The organism is Cohnella lupini, from assembly GCF_003386205.1.
Classification (GTDB): Bacteria; Bacillota; Bacilli; order Paenibacillales; family Paenibacillaceae; genus Cohnella; species Cohnella lupini.
Genome location: NZ_QRDY01000008.1, coordinates 14914 through 33049, shown reverse-complemented (window position 1 = coordinate 33049; position 18136 = coordinate 14914). Strand labels below are relative to the sequence as shown.

Below are 18136 nucleotides of genomic sequence, written 5' to 3'. Positions count from 1 at the left end.
ACACGAGGCGCCAAAAAATAGGCCGGAACCCCATGAAGAGGCTCCGACCTATTTTCATTTTCCGCTATCTTCCCCATGAGCTTGTCCGCTTTCCCCGCTCTGGCGCTCCACGATTCCCAGACCGATCTTCTTAAGCAGCACGATCAGCTGGTGCTTCTCTTCGTCAGTTACGAAGCTCAGATTGTCGGAGATCAACCCGGCATGCTTGGGGAAAATATTATCGAAATAGCCGCGTCCCTCGTCGGTCAGCGTGACGTTCGCCTTGCGCCGATCGCCAGGGATGGGAACCCGTTCCACGAAGCCCTTTTTCTCCAGCTTATCGACCACGTAGGTGATGCTTCCACTAGGAATCAAGAAGGTTTCGCTGATCTTCTGGATGGGATGCGGACCTTTATTATAAAGAAGCTCGAGAATTTGAAAGGTTTCCACGCTAAGTCCATAACTGTCGATGTCCCGCTCCAAGCTCTTGAACATGGCGTTCGCCATATTCTTCATGACTCGTATAAGTCTTAAATCCAGCGCCTGACCTTCGGTATCGCGTTCAGTCATTAGTCATCCACCTTATCTGGCTTTGTTATACAAAGGATATTCGACTTCGGTTGGAATTTCAATCAGGAACATCCGAAGCTTCTCGCCCTCTGCGCGAATGATGACATTTTCCTCTTGGACGTTGCCCTGGACGATCGCAAAATCTTTATTTTGAAAAGAAACGGGCTCCACGCCGAGCGTCCCCACGAAACCGCCATTTCCTCTGATCGCTAACCCGCCAAGCGTCCGTCCCGGCAATAACCGATGGACGTAAGTCGATCCCCGCTCGATCTCGACGTCATACATTCTTACATCCGTCACTAGCTTGTCGATGGGCGAGCCCTCTCCTACGATCGTCTTGACGTTCACGCCGTCGCGATGAGTCTGAGGAAACGACTCGTGCTTGAACAAGGTGTAAGTCGGCGCGCGCTTGACGGCCTCGGTCAAGTAAGGCTCAAGCCAGATTTGAAAGCTCTCGAAGCCGGCATCTACGCTTTCCGCATGCTGAAGACCGGAGCCCGCTTGCATGAGCTGAATATCTCCTGCTTCCAGAATGCTTTCCGTGCCCAGCGTGTCTCGGTGAAGACCCTTGCCCGCAATCCCGTAAGTCATGATCTCGAAGCCTTGATGAGGATGGAATCCGATTCCCCCCGCCGCTGCCGCTTGCCCCCATGCCCAGTAGAAAAGCGGTCCAAGCCTAACCGTGACGGCCCCTTGTCCCGAGAAACCGAGAGGCTTCTGCGCTATTATTTTACCGCCGTCGAATTCTTCTCTGGCTTGTTTCTCCGGTCCTAATATTTGAATGTTCATATCGAACAACTCCTTCTATTAGAATGTGCTCCAATTCAAAGCGACCACGACTAAGCCCAGTACGAACAGAATGAACGGCATGAGTGCTTTGCCTGCCGGATCCTTAACGCGAACCAAATGGACCAGCACCGCGAAGAACATCGTAACGGCAATCAGGATTCCGCCGACCGCGGCATAGGGATCCTCCCAAATTCCAATAATAACGATAATGGCCGATGCGATTTCCACCAGCCCCGTGAAAATCCTCATGGAGGACGACAGTTGGTATCGGTTGAACTCTTCCTTCATCTGCTTGCCGAATTTGCCAAGCCCGAACATTAGAAACCCTAGACCAAGAATACTTTGAAGCACGATGGACAATACGTTCATCATTCTCACTCCCCTATATTTTATATCCTAACGATATTTATCCTACACTTAGGATATATGATTCGTCAAGATAAAAGTAATAAGGGGGCGCCGTCTGCGTCGGTACGACAATAAAGCGTGCTCTGCGGGTACGGTTTGCCTCAAATTTTTCCGCAACGGAAAATAAGCCCACCCCAGGCGCGCAAATAGAATGGTAATCATCGTTATTGGAGCAGTTTGGCGCTTTTGCAATCAAAGTAGGATGAGGAACATCACTATAGATCGTATTTAGGAAAGGAATAGACCAAATGGGGACCCATAGGAATAAAAAACATCTTTATTCAGCTAAATTCTTGATCGTGCTCCAGAAGTACAATGAAACACATCGTATTTGAACGAGATATCTCTAAACTCACTTAGCTACTACCTCACCTTGATCGCCGCAGCGGTAACTGGCTTCGCCGCCGTTGTGACGGCAGATATCGTTGTATCAATAAAAAGGCCGGAACCCTCCGAGGAGAATTCCCGCCTTAAACTTACATAGCCGCTATCGCTCTTATACCCACTTGTTCGCCCATTCTTCTAGTCCCTTTAGCGCTCTGCCTAGCTCGACGCCTTTACGGGTTAAGGAATATTCCGTTCGGATCGGCCGCTCCGTGATAACATTCCGAATGACGATGCCCATGTCTTCCAAGTCCTTAACTCGCTCGTTCAGCACGCGTTTGCTGAGATCCGGGATATAAGCGTTGATCTCGCTGAAGCGTTTGGGTTCTTCCATAAGAGTATGAATAATGGAGCTGACCCACTTCTTGCTGATGATGTCGTGTACATGCTCGACCTTCTCGCATATCGTATCCGTATTCTTCACTGCATCCATCGTATCCGCTCCTTAATCAGTTTACTTATTATTACCCAATCGAGATGGCTTAATAATACGAATGAGCACATCGATAACATTTCCGAATCACTCCATTAAATATAATTTATCATAGAAAACGCATACATGACACTTATTTTTTTATATTCACACTTTCGACACTTTTTTATTGACGTACCCCTGCACCGGGTGTAAGATAGGCGATGTTAAGTATACAGGTTACTATTAGTAACCATAAAGCGCCGCTTTAGACGCGCTAGGAGGAATCACGATGGAACCTATGACTTACGTATTGTTTGGCGCGACGGGAGATCTTGCCAAGAGAAAAATATATCCCGCGCTGTACAATCTGTTCGTGGACGGAAAGCTTCCGCCTTCCTTCTCCATCATCGGATTGGGTAGACGCGAACTATCGAACGACACGTTCCAGAGCCAAGTGGAGCAATCGCTGCGGCAATTCTCCAGACGCTCCGCCAACGCGGTCTCAAGCTCCGATCTGAACGCCTTCTTATCGGCATTCCGCTACCATCCGCTAGACGTGAACAATACCGAGGATTATCGCAAACTGCTTCAATTGGTTAAGTCTCGCGAGGACGAGCTGAACATGAAGAGCAATCGCCTGTTCTACCTGTCCGTCGCGCCGGAATTCTTCGACGTGATCGCGCTTCAGATCAAGGAAAGCGGACTCGGCGATACCGAGGGCTGGAAACGTCTTATTATCGAGAAGCCTTTCGGTCACGACTTGTCGTCCGCCCGCTCTCTTAACGCCAAGCTAAGTGAAGCGTTCGAAGAGAACGAAATCTACCGCATAGACCATTACCTAGGCAAGAGCATGGTGCAGAACCTCGAAACGCTGGTGCTCGCCAACCCGGTTATCCAAGCCGTCTGGAACAAGGACCATATCGCCAACGTGCAGATTACGGCCAGTGAGACGGTCGGCGTGGAAGAACGTGCCGGCTATTACGATAATGCCGGAGCTATTAGGGACATGGTGCAGAACCATATGCTGCAGGTGCTGATGATGACCGCCCTTCACCTTCCGAGTCAGATTACCCCTTCTAACATCAAAGACGAGAAACGTAAAATTATTCAGTCGCTACAACCGATCAACAAGCCGGAAGCGGCGCTTAGCGTAGTTCGCGGCCAGTACGCAAGCGGCTCGGTCAATGGAAAAGACGTCCCCGGCTATTTAGAGGAACCTGGCATCGAAGCGACTTCCAAGAACGACACGTTCGTAGCCGCCAGACTATGGATCGAAGATCCTAAGTGGGAAGGCGTTCCTTTCTACATCCGTACCGGCAAAAGAATGTCCGGAAAGTCGACCCGAATCGTGGTGGAATTCAAAAACCCGACCAAGGAATTATACTTATCGCGCAACGAGATCACTTCCCCGAACCTTCTGGTTATCGAGATTAATCCGAACGAACGGGTGTCCTTCCAATTCAACGGCAAGAACTTCGCGAGCAACGGAAATCTCGAGCCGGTGCAATTAAGCTTCAACGCGGAGCAGGACAAGCTGCCGGAAGCGTACGAACGGCTGATCTTCGACGCTCTTAGAGGCGACGCCACCTTCTTCGCCCATTGGAACGAGGTCGAGCTGTCGTGGCAATGGGTTCAACCGATCTTGGAAGCCTTCGAGGAGAACCTCGTTCCCCTTCATTCTTATGAAGCCGGCTCGAACGGACCCGAAGCCTCCGACCAATTGCTCGAGGAAGACGGCTTCGAATGGTGGCTGGATCCTAAGCCGCCGCAAGCAAACAACATCATCAGGAGGGAACAAACATGGATATCGGCTTAATCGGACTAGGAAAAATGGGTTTTAACTTGGCGCAAAATTTACTGGATCATCGTCATAAGGTTACCGCGTTCGATTTGAACGCGGACGCGGTCGAATCGGTGAAGAAGCTTGGCGCGCAAGGAACGACGAATCTGCAGGAGCTCGTCCGGTCTATGGCCGCGCCGAGAATTCTGTGGCTCATGGTTCCTCACTCCGTCGTGGATTCCGTTATCGCAGAAGTCACTCCGTTGCTCTCGCAAGGAGATATCATAATCGAGGCCGGAAATTCACATTATAAAGAATCGGTTCGTCGTCATGACCAATTGCAATCCCACGGCATCCATTTCCTTGACGTTGGCACCTCCGGCGGCATGGAAGGCGCGCGTAACGGCGCATGTTATATGGTCGGCGGAGATCCCGAAGCGTGGAGCATCGTTGAGCCCGTTTTCCGGGATACGTCGGTCGAGAACGGGTACTTGTACGCAGGCAAGGCCGGTAGCGGGCATTTCTTGAAAATGGTCCACAACGGCATCGAATACGGAATGATGGCTTCTATCGGGGAAGGCTTCGAGGTATTGGAAAAGAGCGGCTTCGGATTCGACTTCGAGCAAGTGGCACGCGTCTGGAACAACGGCTCGGTCATTCGCTCTTGGCTGATGGAGCTGACCGAACGCGCCTTCTCCAAGGATGCGAATCTCGACGAGATCAAGGGAGTCATGCAATCGTCCGGCGAAGGCAGATGGACCGTCGAAACGGCTTTCGATCTGCAAGCCGCGACTCCGGTCATAGCCATGTCGCTGCTGATGCGTTATCGGTCGCTGGAGAACGATACGTTCACCGGCAAAGTCGTAGCCGCCTTGCGCAACGAATTCGGCGGCCATGCGGTCGAGAAGACGGAGCCTTTGCAAACCGTCTAACTCACTCTGAAAGAAATGAGGCGATCCCCATCGTGCACGTGCATAAAGCAGTCATCATCGGAGCCGGTCCCTCCGGCCTGTCCGCCGCCATCTATCTGGCCAAGGCTAACGCGGAGCCTTTTGTAATCAAGGGATTGGAGTCGAGCAAGTATTTGCTGACGACGATGGAGGTAGACGCGTACCCCGGATTCCCTCAAGGAGTTAACGGACCTGCTCTTCTGGACGATATGAGCAAACAAGCGGAGCAGCTCGGAGCGCACATTCAGACGGGGACGGTCGAGAGCGTGGATCTATCCAAACGCCCGTACGTGATTCGATTGGTGGGACACAATTCCGCGCATGGCCCGGTCGAGATGGAGCCTATCTTCACCGAATCGATCATTATCGCGTCCGGCGCTTCCTTCAAGACGTTGAACATCCCCGGAGAGAAGGAAAACTTCGGACGCGGAGTCAGCACGTGCGCTACTTGCACGGGATATTTCGCAACGGATAAGAAGGTCGTCGTGGTCGGAGGCGGAGATTCCGCGTTGGAAGAAGCGTTGTACTTAACCCGGTACGCTTCTGAGATCACGATCGTGCATCGCCGGAACGAGCTTCGGGCATCCAAGGGCATGCAGGAGCGCGCACGTCGTTCTCCGAAAATCAAATGGGTTATGGATGTTACCCCTCTGGAAATCTTGGATAACGGAAGCCACGTCTCGGGCCTTAAGGTGAGAAATAACGCCTCCGGCTTGGAGGAGGTCATCCCGACCGAGCGCGTCTTCGTCGCCATCGGAAGCAAGCCCAATACGGCGTTTCTCGGGGGACAGTTTCCCGTCGGCAAACGGGGACATCTGCTCGTCAAGCCGGGAACGACGGAAACGGACATTGCCGGCGTGTTCGCCTGCGGCGATGTGCAGGACGACAGATACGGCCAGATCGCGAGCGCGGTCGGATCCGGCTGCATGGCCGCCGGCGACGCCGAACGATACCTGGATTCGATCGAAGGCTGATCGAATTCGTTCACATATACGAAAAGCCAGCCCTTGGGCTGGTTTTTTGATGTGTTCAATGTGTGGCGGAATAGCCGTTTCTCGCGCGGGTATTGAGTTGGTTGGAGACCATTGTGGCGGAATAGCTGTTTCTCGCGCGGGTATTGTGTTGGTTGGAGACCATTGTGGCGGAATAGCCGCTTCTCGCGCGGGTATTGAGTTGGTTGGAGGTCTTTGTGGCGGAATAGCCGCTTCTCGCGCGGGTATTGTGATGGTTGAAGGTCATTGTGGTGGAATAGCCGTTTCTCGCGCGGGTATTGAGTTGGTTGGAGACCCTTGTGGCGGAATAGCCGTTTCTCGCGCGGGTATTGAGTTGGTCGGAGATCATTGTGGCGGAATAGCCGCTTCTCGCGCGGGTATTGAGTTGGTTGGAAACCATTGTAGCGGAATAGCCGCTTCTTGCGCGGGTATTGAGTTGGTTTGAGGTCATTGTGGCGGAATAGCCGCTTCTTACGCGGGTATTGAGTTGGTTGGAGGTCATTGTGGCGGAATAGCCGTTTCTCGCGCGGGTATTGAGTTGGTTGGAGAGCATTGTGACGGAATAGCCGTTTCTCGCACGGGTATTGAGTTGGTTGGAGGTCATTGTGGCGGAATAGCCGCTTCTCGCGCGGGTATTGTGTTGGTTGGAGATATTTCGGTAAAAACACCGATCCAAAATCTCACCCACTCCGAGCTGTATACAGACTTTCTGCCAAAAGCACTTTCCAGCCTCGATTTAAAGCGGTGCAGCCGCTCTATTTCCTCCGAAAGTACCTCCAGCCTCGATTTAAAGCGGCTTAGCCGCTCTATTTCCTCCGAAAGTACCTCCAACTTCGATTTAAAGCGGCCCAGCTGCTCTATTTCTGCCGAAAGTACCTCCACACTCGATTTAAAGTGGCGCTGCCGCTCTATTTCCTCCGAAAGTACCTCCAACTTCGATTTAATGCGGCCCAGCCGCTCTAATTATTGCCGAAAGCACCTCCGGGCTGTAGCCATACTTTTTATGCCTGCGCGAGGGTTGGAGGTTAGTTGGTCTGCTGTAGCCATACTTTTTATGCCTGCGCGAGGATTGGAGCGACGTTAGTTTGCTGCAGCCATACTTTTTATGCCTACACGAGGGTTTGAGCGAGGTTAGTCTGCTGTAGCCATACTTTTTATGCTTGCGCGAGGATTGAAGCCGGGTTGTCTGCTGTAGCCATACTTTTTATGCTTACGCGGGGGTTGAAGCGGGGTTAGTTTGCTGTAGACATACTTTTTATGCGTAGAGCCCCCAAGCGTGCTGTAAGCGTCAGGAGTAACGAAACTTTCATTTTCCGCCGAACTCTTATATTGTAGAAAGATAGCCGAACGCAAGACTAGATTGGAAGAAAGCGACGTGAAGCGATTGGTTCGCGATTATCAGTTAACGGTCCAAGAAGCGCTGGAGAAGCCCCATTTTCGTCATGCCTATATCGCTGCAGGGAAGCAAGGGCTACAACGACTGGTGCGTTGGGTGCATATTATAGAGGTCATACAATTCGAGCAGCTGCTACAAGGCGGGGAAATGATTCTGACGACGGGTGCCGCGTTTAATTCGGATACCGGCCTGTTCACGACCTACCTCGAGCAATTAGTTAAGCGGGATGTCGCATGCCTGTGCATAGAGATGGGCCACTACCTCAGCTCGGTGCCCAATGAGTGGATCGAGCTGGCCGAAACTGCCGGATTGCCGCTGATTATTTTTCCGCAAGCGGTTCGTTTTATCGATATTACGCAGGACATCCACGAACACATCATTAACCAACACCATCAAGCGCTGAAGGATCTGGAGAAAATATCCCGGGAATTCCACCGCATGACCTTAACCTCGCAAGGTGTGACCCATGTGCTTCAGTTGCTCCAAAGCAGCCTGAAATCGCAGGTCGTCTATCTTCCGCAAGATGGACAACCCCACTTTATTCCGCACGTCGACAACCATGAAACCAAGCGTTGGACGGAGCTTCTGGAAGCACCGCTTCGCGATCTAACGCAGACGGCGGCCAATACGACATCCCCCGAGCTGTTAGAGGTAGACGGTCAATCGATCATCATCCAACCTGTCGGAGCCATGGGTAAAACATGGGCGCACCTCGTCGTCGCGCTAGATCGCAAACCGCAGGAATACGAATATTTGATTCTGGATTCGGCCTCTCTATCCATTGCCCAGGACCTGCTTCGCAAACGGTATATGGAGGAGCGCAAGCTGTACTCCCAGACGCTCTGGGTAGAAGACTTGCTCCACCTTCGCATCCGCGACGAAGAACAGATCAAGGCTCTGATCGGAACGGAATTCAAGCGACTCAACGAGCTGAGCTACCACGTCTGCCTGATTGAATTCGCACACGGACAAGAGACGGGTTCTGCCGCCGGAGGAGACGACGAGTCTCACGGCATCCACCTGTCCCTATCGGTTCGCTCCGTCTTCGAGCAACAGGCCTTCCACCCTCTTATCACGCTGAAAAATAACAGGCTGATCGTCCTGGCCTTCGACCAAACGCCGAAAAAACCCGCGAAGGAGAGGCTTCAGCACGTATTCCAATCGCTACGGCACATGAAGGCCGACGAGGATATGAAGCTGATCATCGGCGTCGGACAAGCCAATCGGGGTTTTATGAATGCTTATGTCAGCTATCAGGAAGCTATCCAGTCGATTTCTCTTTCTTCGACGTTGCAGTCGGATAGCTTGTTCTTCGATGAACTCGGAGTCTACCAATTGCTGTTTCATATCGGGGACAAACAGGCGCTTCACGCGTTCGTGGTCAACTGTTTAGGACCGCTAATCGAACACGATCGGACGAGAGGCAGCGAGTTGCTTCGAACGTTGAAAGTCTATTTGGATCACGACGGCTCCAAGCAGGTCGTAGCTCAAAAGCTTTTTATCGTTCGTCAATCGCTTTATTACCGGTTGGAGCAGATCGAAGAGCTGCTTGGCCAGGACTATATGTCCCCGGAGAAGCGTATCGCGCTGCAGGTTGCCCTTCGAGTCTACCAGCTTCTGAACCCCGAATCGGAAATGTGAAAATGTTATGTTAGATTACCTTACATTCTGTCCAATGGAACGACGACGGATTCATTCTACACTTGGAGACAAGTAGAGAATGAATCTTTTTTAATCGATCGTAACGAGAGGGAGAATGACGATGATCATCGGCGTTCCTAAGGAAATCAAGAATAACGAGTATCGCGTGGGAATGACGCCGGGCTCCGTGCACTCCTATGCCGCGGCTGGACACGAGGTTTGGGTTGAAACTCTGGCTGGTCAAGGGATCGGATTCACGGATGAGGACTATGCTCAAGCTGGAGCTAAAATCGTCGGAAGCGCAGCAGAGGTTTGGACGGCGGAGATGGTCGTAAAGGTGAAAGAACCGATCCCTTCGGAATATGGCTATTTCCATGCGGGACTCATCCTATATACATACCTGCACTTAGCTCCGGAGGCGGAATTGACGCAAGCGCTGGTAGACAACAAGGTGACGGCGATCGCTTATGAAACGATTCAGCTGGACAACGGCAGCCTTCCTCTCCTCACTCCGATGAGCGAAGTGGCAGGGCGTATGGCGGTTCAGATCGGCGCCCACTTCCTCGAGAAGGCGCATGGCGGCAAAGGCATTCTGCTGAGCGGCGTCCCCGGCGTCGAACCCGGCAAGGTAGCCGTAATCGGCGGCGGCATCGTGGGAGCGAACGCGGCGAAAATGGCGATCGGACTCGGCGCGGACTTGAGCATCGTCGACCTGAATCCGGATCGGCTTCGCCAACTGGACGATCAATTCCAAGGACGGGTGAAGACGATCATGTCCAATCCGTACAACATCGCGGAAGTCGTTCGCGGTGCGGATCTCGTCGTCGGCGCGGTATTGATTCCCGGAGCGCGCGCTCCTCGTCTCGTGACCGAAGAGATGGTGCGCAGAATGAGCCCGGGCTCGGTCATCGTCGACGTAGCCATCGACCAGGGCGGATCGATCGAGACGATCGACCGGATTACGACGCACGACGATCCGACCTACGTGAAGCACGGCGTCATCCATTATGCCGTCGCGAATATGCCCGGAGCCGTAGCTAGAACCTCCACGCTGGCGCTCACGAACGTAACGACGCCGTACGGACTCCAAATCGCGAACAAAGGTTACGTTCGCGCGGCTTCGGACAACCATGCGATCGCCAAGGGCATTAACGTCGTCGCGGGTCACGTGACCTATCAAGCGGTAGCCGAAGCTCATGGCTACGAGCATACGGATGTTTACTCTTTTCTGAATTCGCGCCTGTGACTATAGACCAATACCGAGAAAATAGCTAACCAGCACCACAGCAATTCCCTCGGAAAATGTCTTGCCAGCATATATCCAAGAACGATTAGCATTCCGAAGAGGATCTGCGCGGCGTCCGATCTGGACGAGGACGAACCGCCCTTGATCCCTCTGACGATCAGCAATAATACAGCCAACGTTACGGCGTAAACGAGCGATATTTCGAATTGCGTTAGCGCGCTCCATACTCCGAACGTGACGGCGATCGCTTTACCCCCTTTGAATTTCAGGAAGGGGGTTGTCGCGTGCCCCAATACGGGAGCAGCCGCGATGGGTACGATGGCCATCCCCTCGATCGTTCCGCTACCCAGGAGAATCGCAACGGGCAAGTAGCCCTTCAAGAAATCCAGCGCGATGCCGGTCAATCCCCAGCGGAAGCCCGCCGCTTTGTAAAGATTAACGCCGCCGGGATTTCCGTCGCCGATGGTTCCCAGGTTATGGCGGGCCATCAAGCCGAGCCAATACGAGAACATCAGGGAGCCCGACAGCCATGATATCGCGATCCACAACGTCAGCATTCGTCTATCGGCCTCCTACTTTGACGTTCCGCCCTTTCCATGCCACGTGTCCCAACACGACGACTTGATAGAGCGAGTAAAGCATCACGACGATGAAGAACAAGCCGGACAGGAAATGCAGCAATATCATCGCGATTCCGAAACGGCCTATATATTTAACGAAATAAATCATTTGAGCCATGTATAGAAAATAGCCGAATGCGAGCGGAACTGCCAAGGAAGTATCGAAAGCGAAGACGAATAATTCGGAGACGAGCAGCCCGACCAGCCAGAGGGATATCAATAGAATCGTACCGAGACTCAGAGAGGACGCGCTAAGGACGGCGCCTTTCCCGAAGCCTTCGAGCTCGCTTCGGATGCCTTGGGCGTACATGCGGAAGGAAACCAATTTATGCCCGATTAGGTTCGTAACCTTGATGCCGGCCTTCATAAACTTGGCGCCCAGGTTGAGATCGTCCAGCAACTCGGACTTGACGCTCTCGTGGCCACCCGCCAGCTCGTAATCCGCCCGGTCGACGAGAATGCATGAACCGTACAAGCCCTTGGTAGGATTGCGCGCTTCGAAAGGAGACGTGAACGCGAATACGCCGAGGATGTTGGGGAGCAGGGCGAGTCTCTCGTGAAATTTCTCCGTGTAGTGGTAGGGAACGACGGATACGGCTCCCCCGTATCGCTCCCTCGCTGCGCACAACGATTCCAAAGCGCTCGGAGCGAGCCGAATATCGGCATCCAAGAAAGCGATCAACTCCCCGGAAGCATGCGAGTAGCCGTTCCACACCGCCCAATTTTTCCCCGTCCATCCGGGCGGAAGCTCCGTATTATCGATGACCGTCACGCCGAAGCTCTCGGCCGTCTCCCTCGTTCCGTCTTCCGAGAAATCGTCCACGACGATAATCTCGAACGGCTGGAGCGTTTGCTCCCTTAAGGATTGCAGCAATTGGGGCAGGTTATGCTCCTCGTTCCGTGCCGGAATGACGACGGATAACCTCTTGGCAGAATACGAATTAAGCGGGCTTCGAGAAGGAATCGTATTTCGCCTGAACAGGATGAAGCCGACGGAACAACAGATCGCGAGCGAAATGAACCAGATCACGAAACCTCTCCTCCCTCTAGCGGAAGTGGATAAATGTTCCATAATATTGTAACAGATTGACTTTAGGTAGCATATTCATTTCGCGCCGCAGGGTGGCCTTTCACCGGACCCTCCGCTTCCAATCTCTCCTTTATCATTTCTATGACAAGCTTCGGTTACTTATCCGGCTAATCCTAAATATCCGATCCGCAGATAGCGGCTATATAGCAAAAAAGCGGCTCGGGAGTCGAATCCTTCGCCGCCTTACTATTTGTTTGAGTCCGTAACTTCGCTTCCTTAAGAAAGAGTCGCTTCTATAATCCGAGCGCTATACAGCTGAGGCAATCTCACCGTTAATACGCCGGATTCGCTTTCCCAATTCCCGACCGCGCTTGTCGCTGTCGCCGCAGCCGGATAGGCCATTCGAAAGGAAACGTTCTTGTTTTGAAGCGAAGATAGCGGAATGGCTATCTCCTCTTTATCGCTATTTAACCGCCAGACGGCGATCAGAACGCGACTTCCGCCGACCAGCTGCAAGCAGGTCCAATCGCTGTAAATCGTTGAAATGCCCAGCGGCCAGGAAGGTACCGATTCCGGAAGGAATTCACGTACGGTTTTATAATAATGGATGGCTTCGCGTACGAGATTCCTGCCCGATTCGCTCACCTCGTGCAGTTGCCCGCCAAGAATGACTCGAAACGGAATGACGTTAACCATATTGAAAATAACGGCCTCGTCGTCCGACTCCTTCAGCGGATATGCCCAAACCCCCGCCTGCTCCGGCGGGACGAGGGACGGACTAGCCGCGGCGATCATGCCCATTAAGCGATAGTCCATCTGATCGCTTACGGACTGAAGGCTGAACCTAGAGAGGGTTGCATAGTCCATACGCATACCTCCGCTTGCGCAAGCTTCCACGATCAGGCCCGGATGGCGCTCGAACAAACGGTCTACCCATGCCAAGTAGGCTCTGTTATGTCCAAGCAGTCCATCGCCCGCGCTTTCCGCGTTCACATCGGTTCCGATACCCGCATTCTGGTTGTAATCGAATTTGAAATAACCGATGCCGAATTCCGCTACGAGACGATCGACGGTCTCGTCGGCATGTCGCACGACATCCGGATGACGGAAATCGAGCTGATAGCGTCCTGCGTCCACGACTCGTTTGCCCCGTTTCCGGAAGAACCAATTCTCCTCCGCTCTTGCGACTAGAGGGCTTGCCGTATCCACGGATTCGAGCTCCAGCCATAGTCCGGGAACCATTCCTTTGGACTTGATATAGCCGATCATCGCCCCCAGTCCGCCTTCGAACCTCGTCTTGGACGGAAGCCATTCTCCGAGGACTCCCTCGTACCATCCAGCATCGATGCAGAAGATTTCGCATCCGGAATCGGCGGCGGCATCGACGAAAGGCGTCAGCTTGGCTGTGGTCGGATCTCCCCAAAGGGCGTGCATGAAATCGTTGAAAATGACGGGAAGCCGGCGATTATCTTCGGCCGGACGGCGGACGCGTCTCAAATATCCGGTCAATTGGCGCGTCGCTTCAGTGAAATCGCCTTTTATCGCCCCCGCGACAACGGGCACCGACTCGAATTTCTCTCCCGGCAGCAGAGTTTTCGCCCAATGGCCTTCGTTCTCGTTCGGTCCGCTCAGCCGGATGTAGAGCTGGTTGACCTCGGCGTCGCTGATCTCCCACTGCCAGGAGCCGTTATGCTCGATTTGCCAGAATAAGCACGAGCCGGCTTCCGTATTCTCGAGCACGGCCATCGGCATATGCTCGTAAGACGACCAAGTCCCCTGAGAGTTAATCGAAATCCGATTCACCGAATGATGAAAGACACGCGACAGCCCCCATTCCGGCAAGGAGTGGGCTTGCCACTGCACTTCTCCGCACCAAGAATTGCGGGGGATATGGAGCCGCATTTTCTCGTCCCATGGCTTATCGCCTTCCTTGGATACTCCGTTATAGACAAACGACGAGACGTACTCGACCGGCAACGCTTCCGTTCCCTCGTTCCGAATCTCCGTCCAGCACTTGGCTAAGGGCAAGCCGTCATAGAACCGATAGTGGCTGACGACAACGAGGCCGGTCTTCTCGTCCGATTGTTCAATGCCGAGACTATTGCCGCCGTCATGCTTGATCAACCGATGCGTCCGATACTTCAAGCGCCCTCCGGGCAAAGTACCGACATGCTTCATCCCGTGATGGACGAAGCCGTTCTCGCCGGTGCACTGCACCTCGACGAGTCGGCGGTTCGCGAAAGATTTGTTATCCAGTTCTTCTTCTACATATCGAGAAGGAGCAAAGTGGAGCAGTTTGACCTCCGCCTGATCGGTAATTTCAAATACGAGCCGCAGCTCGCCTTCGGAATGTTCTATTCTTCTGTTGTCCATGTCGAACCTCTCCCATAGTTTCCGTTTTCATATAACAAAGCCCCGTGAGAGCGTCAATCATTCCGAAAAACCTGCCTTTAATCGAACGGTAACCGTAGTGCCAACGCCAAGCCGCGAATCAATGCCGACTCCGTAATTTTCTCCGGAATAAAGCTTAATTCGCTCATTTACGTTGAATAAGCCATAGGAGCTTCCGCTATCCGAGGAACCGCGGTTGGCTGATTCAGTTGGCGCCTCCGTGAGAAGCCGGCTCGCCAGACTCTCTTCCATACCGATTCCGTTATCGGAAACCGCGAAGAAGAGATCTCCCTTGTCCTCCTTGGCGGAGATGACGATAAGGCCGCGCCTATCCTTCGCCTTGCGAATTCCGTGCAGCAGCGCGTTCTCGACGATGGGCTGAAGAATCAGCTTCGGCATCCGGTACGCGTCCAGTCCCTCTTGGATCTCGAGTTTGAAGTCGAACGTATCCAGGAACCGGCTCTGTTGAATTTCCAAATACACTTGGGCGAGACGCAGCTCGTCCTCGACGCTGACGATACTCTGGCCCTTATTCAGGCTTAGCCGAAAATATTTCGCGAGGCTGTCGATCATCTGGCTAATGTCCGTCGCGCCTTTGCCGATCGCGATCCAATTGATCGTATCGAGCGTGTTGTAGAGAAAATGCGGATTAATCTGCGCCTGCAACGCCTGAAGCTGCGCTTCGCGCTCATGAAGCTCGGCCTTGTACTTCTCCTCGACTAGCGTGCGTACCCGAATGATCAGATGGTCGACGCTTCTCTCGAGCATATGGAAATCTCCGCTTGCCGCCGGGAGATCGTTCAAGCTGTCCGTTCCTTCCTTGCGGATAACGGTAATGACATGGTTCACCCTGCGATTCATCCCCCGTACGATAATCGCCAGCAGCACGAACGGCAATATGAGAAACAAAGTGACATATTCAATGAGAGAGGTCCACTCCGACCTTTGGGTGAGTTTGACCGATTGAGGCGATAGCTGGGATTCGGTGCCTTGCGCGACCAGCTTCCAGCCTGTTGGATTCAATGTCGTATACATCACGTTATTGGCGTCCGAATTCTGCTTCAGCGTACGAATGCCTTCGTCTCCCTGCCTCAAGACATCGAATATGGACCTGTCGACCTTCGTACCGATTAATGACCGATCCGGGTGATAGACAATCGTTCCGCTCTCGTCCACGAGATACACCTGCGTCCCCGGAGAGAATTGCAATGCCGACAGAATATCCGACACTAAGCTCTCTTGAACGTCGATCATTAACACTCCCGACACCTTGTCGTAGTTCTCGGGGTCGCGCAGCATGCGGGCGGCGGAGAAGATATTCGCGTCCCCTTCTCCTAGGAAGCTTTCATGATATATGCCCGTCCAGACAATTCCTCCATTACCGCCGATAATCGCAGGGTACCAAGGCCGAGCCTGCAAGCTGTCCAGCGTGAAGAAGTTGATTCTCTCCTGCGCGTACAGCTTGGATTTATCAACGAACAGGCGGACATGGTATACGTCGGAATTCGACTGAACGGTGTCCACCAAATACCTCAAGTCTTCGATAACCTTCAACTGGATGGCAATCGACTGATCGTCGGCTCCGACGGAAAGGTAGGAATGGAGATTGGAATTCATGAAGGCGGCATTGCTAATATCCTGAATGTGCTCCAGCCGATAAGAGAGATTACTGCCCGCTTGCTTCAGAGCCTGCTGCATCGTCCTCATGACTTCGTTCTTCAAGATGGAAGCGGAGCGCTCGTAATAGCCATACAGGAATACGGCCGCCGGAACGACAATTAGCAACAAGTAGGCCAGCAGCCACGGACGAGGAATGGAGAAGCGGTGCAGCAGTCGACGAACCGACCCGATGCCGTAATCCGACCGATGCGACGCGTCTTCATGGGCTTTACGCATGGGTGTCACGGTACACGCTCGGAGTTACTCCGGTCGCTTTCTTGAACAGCTTGGTGAAGTAGCTCGGATCGGTGTACCCGATGGCATGGCAAATGTCATAAAATTTATACTGAGGATCGCGCAGCAGCTCCTTCGCTTTATCCACCCGTACCTGCGTCAAATATTCGTTAATGGTTTGTCCGGTCTCTTGCTTAAACAGAAGACTTACGTAAGTCGGGGTCAAATAGACCGCCTTGCCGATTTCCGTTACGGTCAAGCTGCCATCCGAATAGCCTTGTTCAATAACGGCACGTACCCGCTCCACTAAGTTGGCCACCTTGCCCGTTCGCTTGTCGCGAATTCGTTCGCATGCCGCCGACAGGTATGCCTCGATCAAATGGCGCATCTCGTCTGCCGTCTCCGTCTCGAATAAGGTTTCCATTAGCCTGGATTCCGACGTCTCCAGCTCCGGGGATTGCACGCCGAGCTCAAGCAATAGCTGTCCGACCGCAAGGACGATCTGCAGACAGACGTTACGTCCGTATTTCGATCCGTCTCGCCGATTGCGACTCAAACCCGCGAAGATCTCATCGAGAATTTCCCGCAGCTTGTCCGAATCCGCGGCTTTCAACGCGGACATGAGCTGCTCGTTAGGAACGAGATCATATCTGCTCAGCCCGCCCGCATCCGATTCGGGACTTTCTAGACTGTTCATCGTGATGATCCGGTTTTTGCCCAAATACCATTTATGATCGACAGCCTCGCGGGCTTGTTTATAAGCATGGGCTAGGTCGGTCAAGGCAATTACCCGGTCGCTGATTCCGATGGTCACGCCGAGCTTCAGCCAGCGCTCCACGTTCGCGCGAGTCTCGCCGGCCAACGCCAGCAAGGCTTCCGCGGCATCCGGAACGCTTGGGCCGTCCGCATCGATCTGCAGAACGCCGACGAACTCGCCGTTCCGATGCTCGAAGGCGTAGCCCCGAAGATGGGCATCGACGAGCTCTTGGAAGATGTTCAGCACCGAATACCACAACAGCTGCCGATCGCTTTCCGAACGTTTCCCCATCACTTCAGCCAAGTCGTCCACGGAGATGACCATGACCCAATAGGAAGACTCGACAGCCAGATCCAAGCCGAGGAATTCGATCCGTTCGCGAAGCTCCAGCTTAGGCACTCCGTTCCCGATCAAAGCCAGCAGGAATTTCTCCCTCAGCAGAGGCATGCCTTCCTTCAGCTTAACTAGCAGCTCCTCTTGATGAAGCCGCTCCTCCCGTTCCGCGTTAAGCTCCGTAACGACCCGTTTAACCGCAGCTCCTAGCTCCTGCAGATTCACCGGCTTGAAGATGTAGTCCACGGCGCTGATTTTCAAGGCGGATTTCATATAATCGGCGTCTCCGTGACCGCTTACGAAAATGATTTTGCACTGTGGATATTTCGCCGATACTTGCTGCGACATCGCAATTCCGTCCATGTGCGGCATCCGAACGTCCGTCAGTATAAGATCGGGCCGCTCCTTCTCGATCATGTCGAGCGCAACGTCTCCATCGTCCGCTTCGCCCATCACTTCGATTCCGTAAGAAGACCAGTCGAAATAAGATCGCAAGCCGAACCTTACCGTCGGCTCGTCGTCCACGATCAGCAATCTGTACATCGTTCCGACCTCCTTTCCC

At 53.2% G+C, this 18136-nt stretch carries 15 protein-coding genes; 5 read left to right on the top strand and 10 right to left on the bottom strand.

Annotated features, from left to right (window positions below; genetic code table 11):
• Positions 1-54: 54 nt before the first annotated feature.
• The 4 genes from DFP95_RS15135 to DFP95_RS15120 form a co-directional block, all read right to left on the bottom strand.
• Entirely contained in the window at positions 55-549 is a 495-nt protein-coding gene (locus tag DFP95_RS15135; protein WP_115993488.1) for a MarR family winged helix-turn-helix transcriptional regulator, read from the bottom strand.
• A gap of 12 nt (positions 550-561) precedes the next feature.
• Positions 562-1338 (bottom strand): pirin family protein, encoded by a 777-nt coding sequence (locus DFP95_RS15130; RefSeq protein ID WP_115993487.1) that lies wholly within the window; start codon positions 1336-1338, stop codon positions 562-564.
• Between the two features lie 18 nt (positions 1339-1356).
• Entirely contained in the window at positions 1357-1710 is a 354-nt protein-coding gene (locus DFP95_RS15125; protein WP_115993486.1) for a DoxX family protein, read from the bottom strand.
• Between the two features lie 532 nt (positions 1711-2242).
• Positions 2243-2563 carry a winged helix-turn-helix transcriptional regulator gene (locus DFP95_RS15120; protein WP_115993485.1) on the bottom strand — a complete coding sequence of 107 codons (321 nt, stop codon included), beginning with the start codon at positions 2561-2563 and terminating at the stop codon, positions 2243-2245.
• Positions 2564-2834: 271 nt separating this feature from the next.
• Here DFP95_RS15120 and zwf point away from each other — a divergent pair, with 271 nt between their 5' ends.
• From zwf to DFP95_RS15105, 3 genes are read left to right on the top strand one after another with little or no spacing between them, the layout of a single operon-like run.
• Complete coding sequence (gene zwf / locus DFP95_RS15115; protein WP_115993484.1) at positions 2835-4361, top strand: glucose-6-phosphate dehydrogenase; 1527 nt, start codon at positions 2835-2837, stop codon at positions 4359-4361.
• Positions 4346-5257 (top strand): phosphogluconate dehydrogenase (NAD(+)-dependent, decarboxylating), encoded by a 912-nt coding sequence (gene gnd / locus DFP95_RS15110; protein WP_115993483.1) that lies wholly within the window; start codon positions 4346-4348, stop codon positions 5255-5257. The genes zwf and gnd overlap by 16 nt, the downstream gene beginning before the upstream one ends.
• A 38-nt stretch (positions 5258-5295) precedes the next feature.
• Positions 5296-6249 (top strand): NAD(P)/FAD-dependent oxidoreductase, encoded by a 954-nt coding sequence (locus tag DFP95_RS15105; RefSeq protein ID WP_115993628.1) that lies wholly within the window; start codon positions 5296-5298, stop codon positions 6247-6249.
• Positions 6250-6304: 55 nt separating this feature from the next.
• Here DFP95_RS15105 and DFP95_RS15100 read toward each other — a convergent pair whose 3' ends face one another.
• The gene (locus tag DFP95_RS15100) at positions 6305-6871 is read right to left on the bottom strand and encodes a hypothetical protein (protein WP_115993482.1); all 567 of its coding nucleotides are present in this window, start codon (positions 6869-6871) and stop codon (positions 6305-6307) included.
• A gap of 771 nt (positions 6872-7642) precedes the next feature.
• On the opposite strand from DFP95_RS15100, the gene DFP95_RS15085 reads away from it, so the two are divergent.
• Both DFP95_RS15085 and ald read left to right on the top strand, forming a co-directional pair.
• Positions 7643-9304, top strand: coding sequence for a PucR family transcriptional regulator (locus DFP95_RS15085; protein ID WP_245987682.1), 1662 nt, complete (start codon positions 7643-7645; stop codon positions 9302-9304).
• A gap of 121 nt (positions 9305-9425) precedes the next feature.
• Positions 9426-10550, top strand: coding sequence for an alanine dehydrogenase (ald, locus tag DFP95_RS15080; RefSeq protein WP_115993480.1), 1125 nt, complete (start codon positions 9426-9428; stop codon positions 10548-10550).
• Here ald and DFP95_RS15075 read toward each other — a convergent pair.
• The 5 genes from DFP95_RS15075 to DFP95_RS15055 form a co-directional block, all read right to left on the bottom strand.
• Positions 10523-11107 carry a glycerol-3-phosphate acyltransferase gene (locus DFP95_RS15075; RefSeq protein ID WP_115993479.1) on the bottom strand — a complete coding sequence of 195 codons (585 nt, stop codon included), beginning with the start codon at positions 11105-11107 and terminating at the stop codon, positions 10523-10525. The two genes, ald and DFP95_RS15075, sit on opposite strands and share 28 nt — an antisense overlap.
• Positions 11108-11111: 4 nt before the next feature.
• Complete coding sequence (locus DFP95_RS15070; protein ID WP_425453291.1) at positions 11112-12197, bottom strand: glycosyltransferase family 2 protein; 1086 nt, start codon at positions 12195-12197, stop codon at positions 11112-11114.
• Between the two features lie 279 nt (positions 12198-12476).
• Positions 12477-14573, bottom strand: coding sequence for a glycoside hydrolase family 36 protein (locus tag DFP95_RS15065; protein ID WP_115993477.1), 2097 nt, complete (start codon positions 14571-14573; stop codon positions 12477-12479).
• A gap of 57 nt (positions 14574-14630) precedes the next feature.
• The gene (locus DFP95_RS15060; RefSeq protein ID WP_115993476.1) at positions 14631-16487 is read right to left on the bottom strand and encodes a cache domain-containing sensor histidine kinase; all 1857 of its coding nucleotides are present in this window, start codon (positions 16485-16487) and stop codon (positions 14631-14633) included.
• On the bottom strand, positions 16480-18117 hold the full coding sequence (locus tag DFP95_RS15055) for a response regulator (RefSeq protein WP_115993475.1): 1638 nt from the start codon (positions 18115-18117) through the stop codon (positions 16480-16482). The genes DFP95_RS15060 and DFP95_RS15055 overlap by 8 nt, the downstream gene beginning before the upstream one ends.
• Between the last annotated feature and the right edge of the window lie 19 nt (positions 18118-18136).

Coding starts and splice junctions, on each gene's coding strand:
- DFP95_RS15060 (WP_115993476.1), bottom strand. CDS start 16,487: ATGCGTAAAGCCCATGAAGACGCGTCGCATCGGTCGGATTACGGCATC.
- DFP95_RS15075 (WP_115993479.1), bottom strand. CDS start 11,107: ATGCTGACGTTGTGGATCGCGATATCATGGCTGTCGGGCTCCCTGATG.
- DFP95_RS15130 (WP_115993487.1), bottom strand. CDS start 1,338: ATGAACATTCAAATATTAGGACCGGAGAAACAAGCCAGAGAAGAATTC.
- DFP95_RS15100 (WP_115993482.1), bottom strand. CDS start 6,871: ATGACCTCCAACCAACTCAATACCCGTGCGAGAAACGGCTATTCCGTC.
- DFP95_RS15065 (WP_115993477.1), bottom strand. CDS start 14,573: ATGGACAACAGAAGAATAGAACATTCCGAAGGCGAGCTGCGGCTCGTA.
- DFP95_RS15125 (WP_115993486.1), bottom strand. CDS start 1,710: ATGATGAACGTATTGTCCATCGTGCTTCAAAGTATTCTTGGTCTAGGG.
- zwf (WP_115993484.1), top strand. CDS start 2,835: ATGGAACCTATGACTTACGTATTGTTTGGCGCGACGGGAGATCTTGCC.
- gnd (WP_115993483.1), top strand. CDS start 4,346: ATGGATATCGGCTTAATCGGACTAGGAAAAATGGGTTTTAACTTGGCG.
- DFP95_RS15055 (WP_115993475.1), bottom strand. CDS start 18,117: ATGTACAGATTGCTGATCGTGGACGACGAGCCGACGGTAAGGTTCGGC.
- ald (WP_115993480.1), top strand. CDS start 9,426: ATGATCATCGGCGTTCCTAAGGAAATCAAGAATAACGAGTATCGCGTG.
- DFP95_RS15135 (WP_115993488.1), bottom strand. CDS start 549: ATGACTGAACGCGATACCGAAGGTCAGGCGCTGGATTTAAGACTTATA.
- DFP95_RS15120 (WP_115993485.1), bottom strand. CDS start 2,563: ATGGATGCAGTGAAGAATACGGATACGATATGCGAGAAGGTCGAGCAT.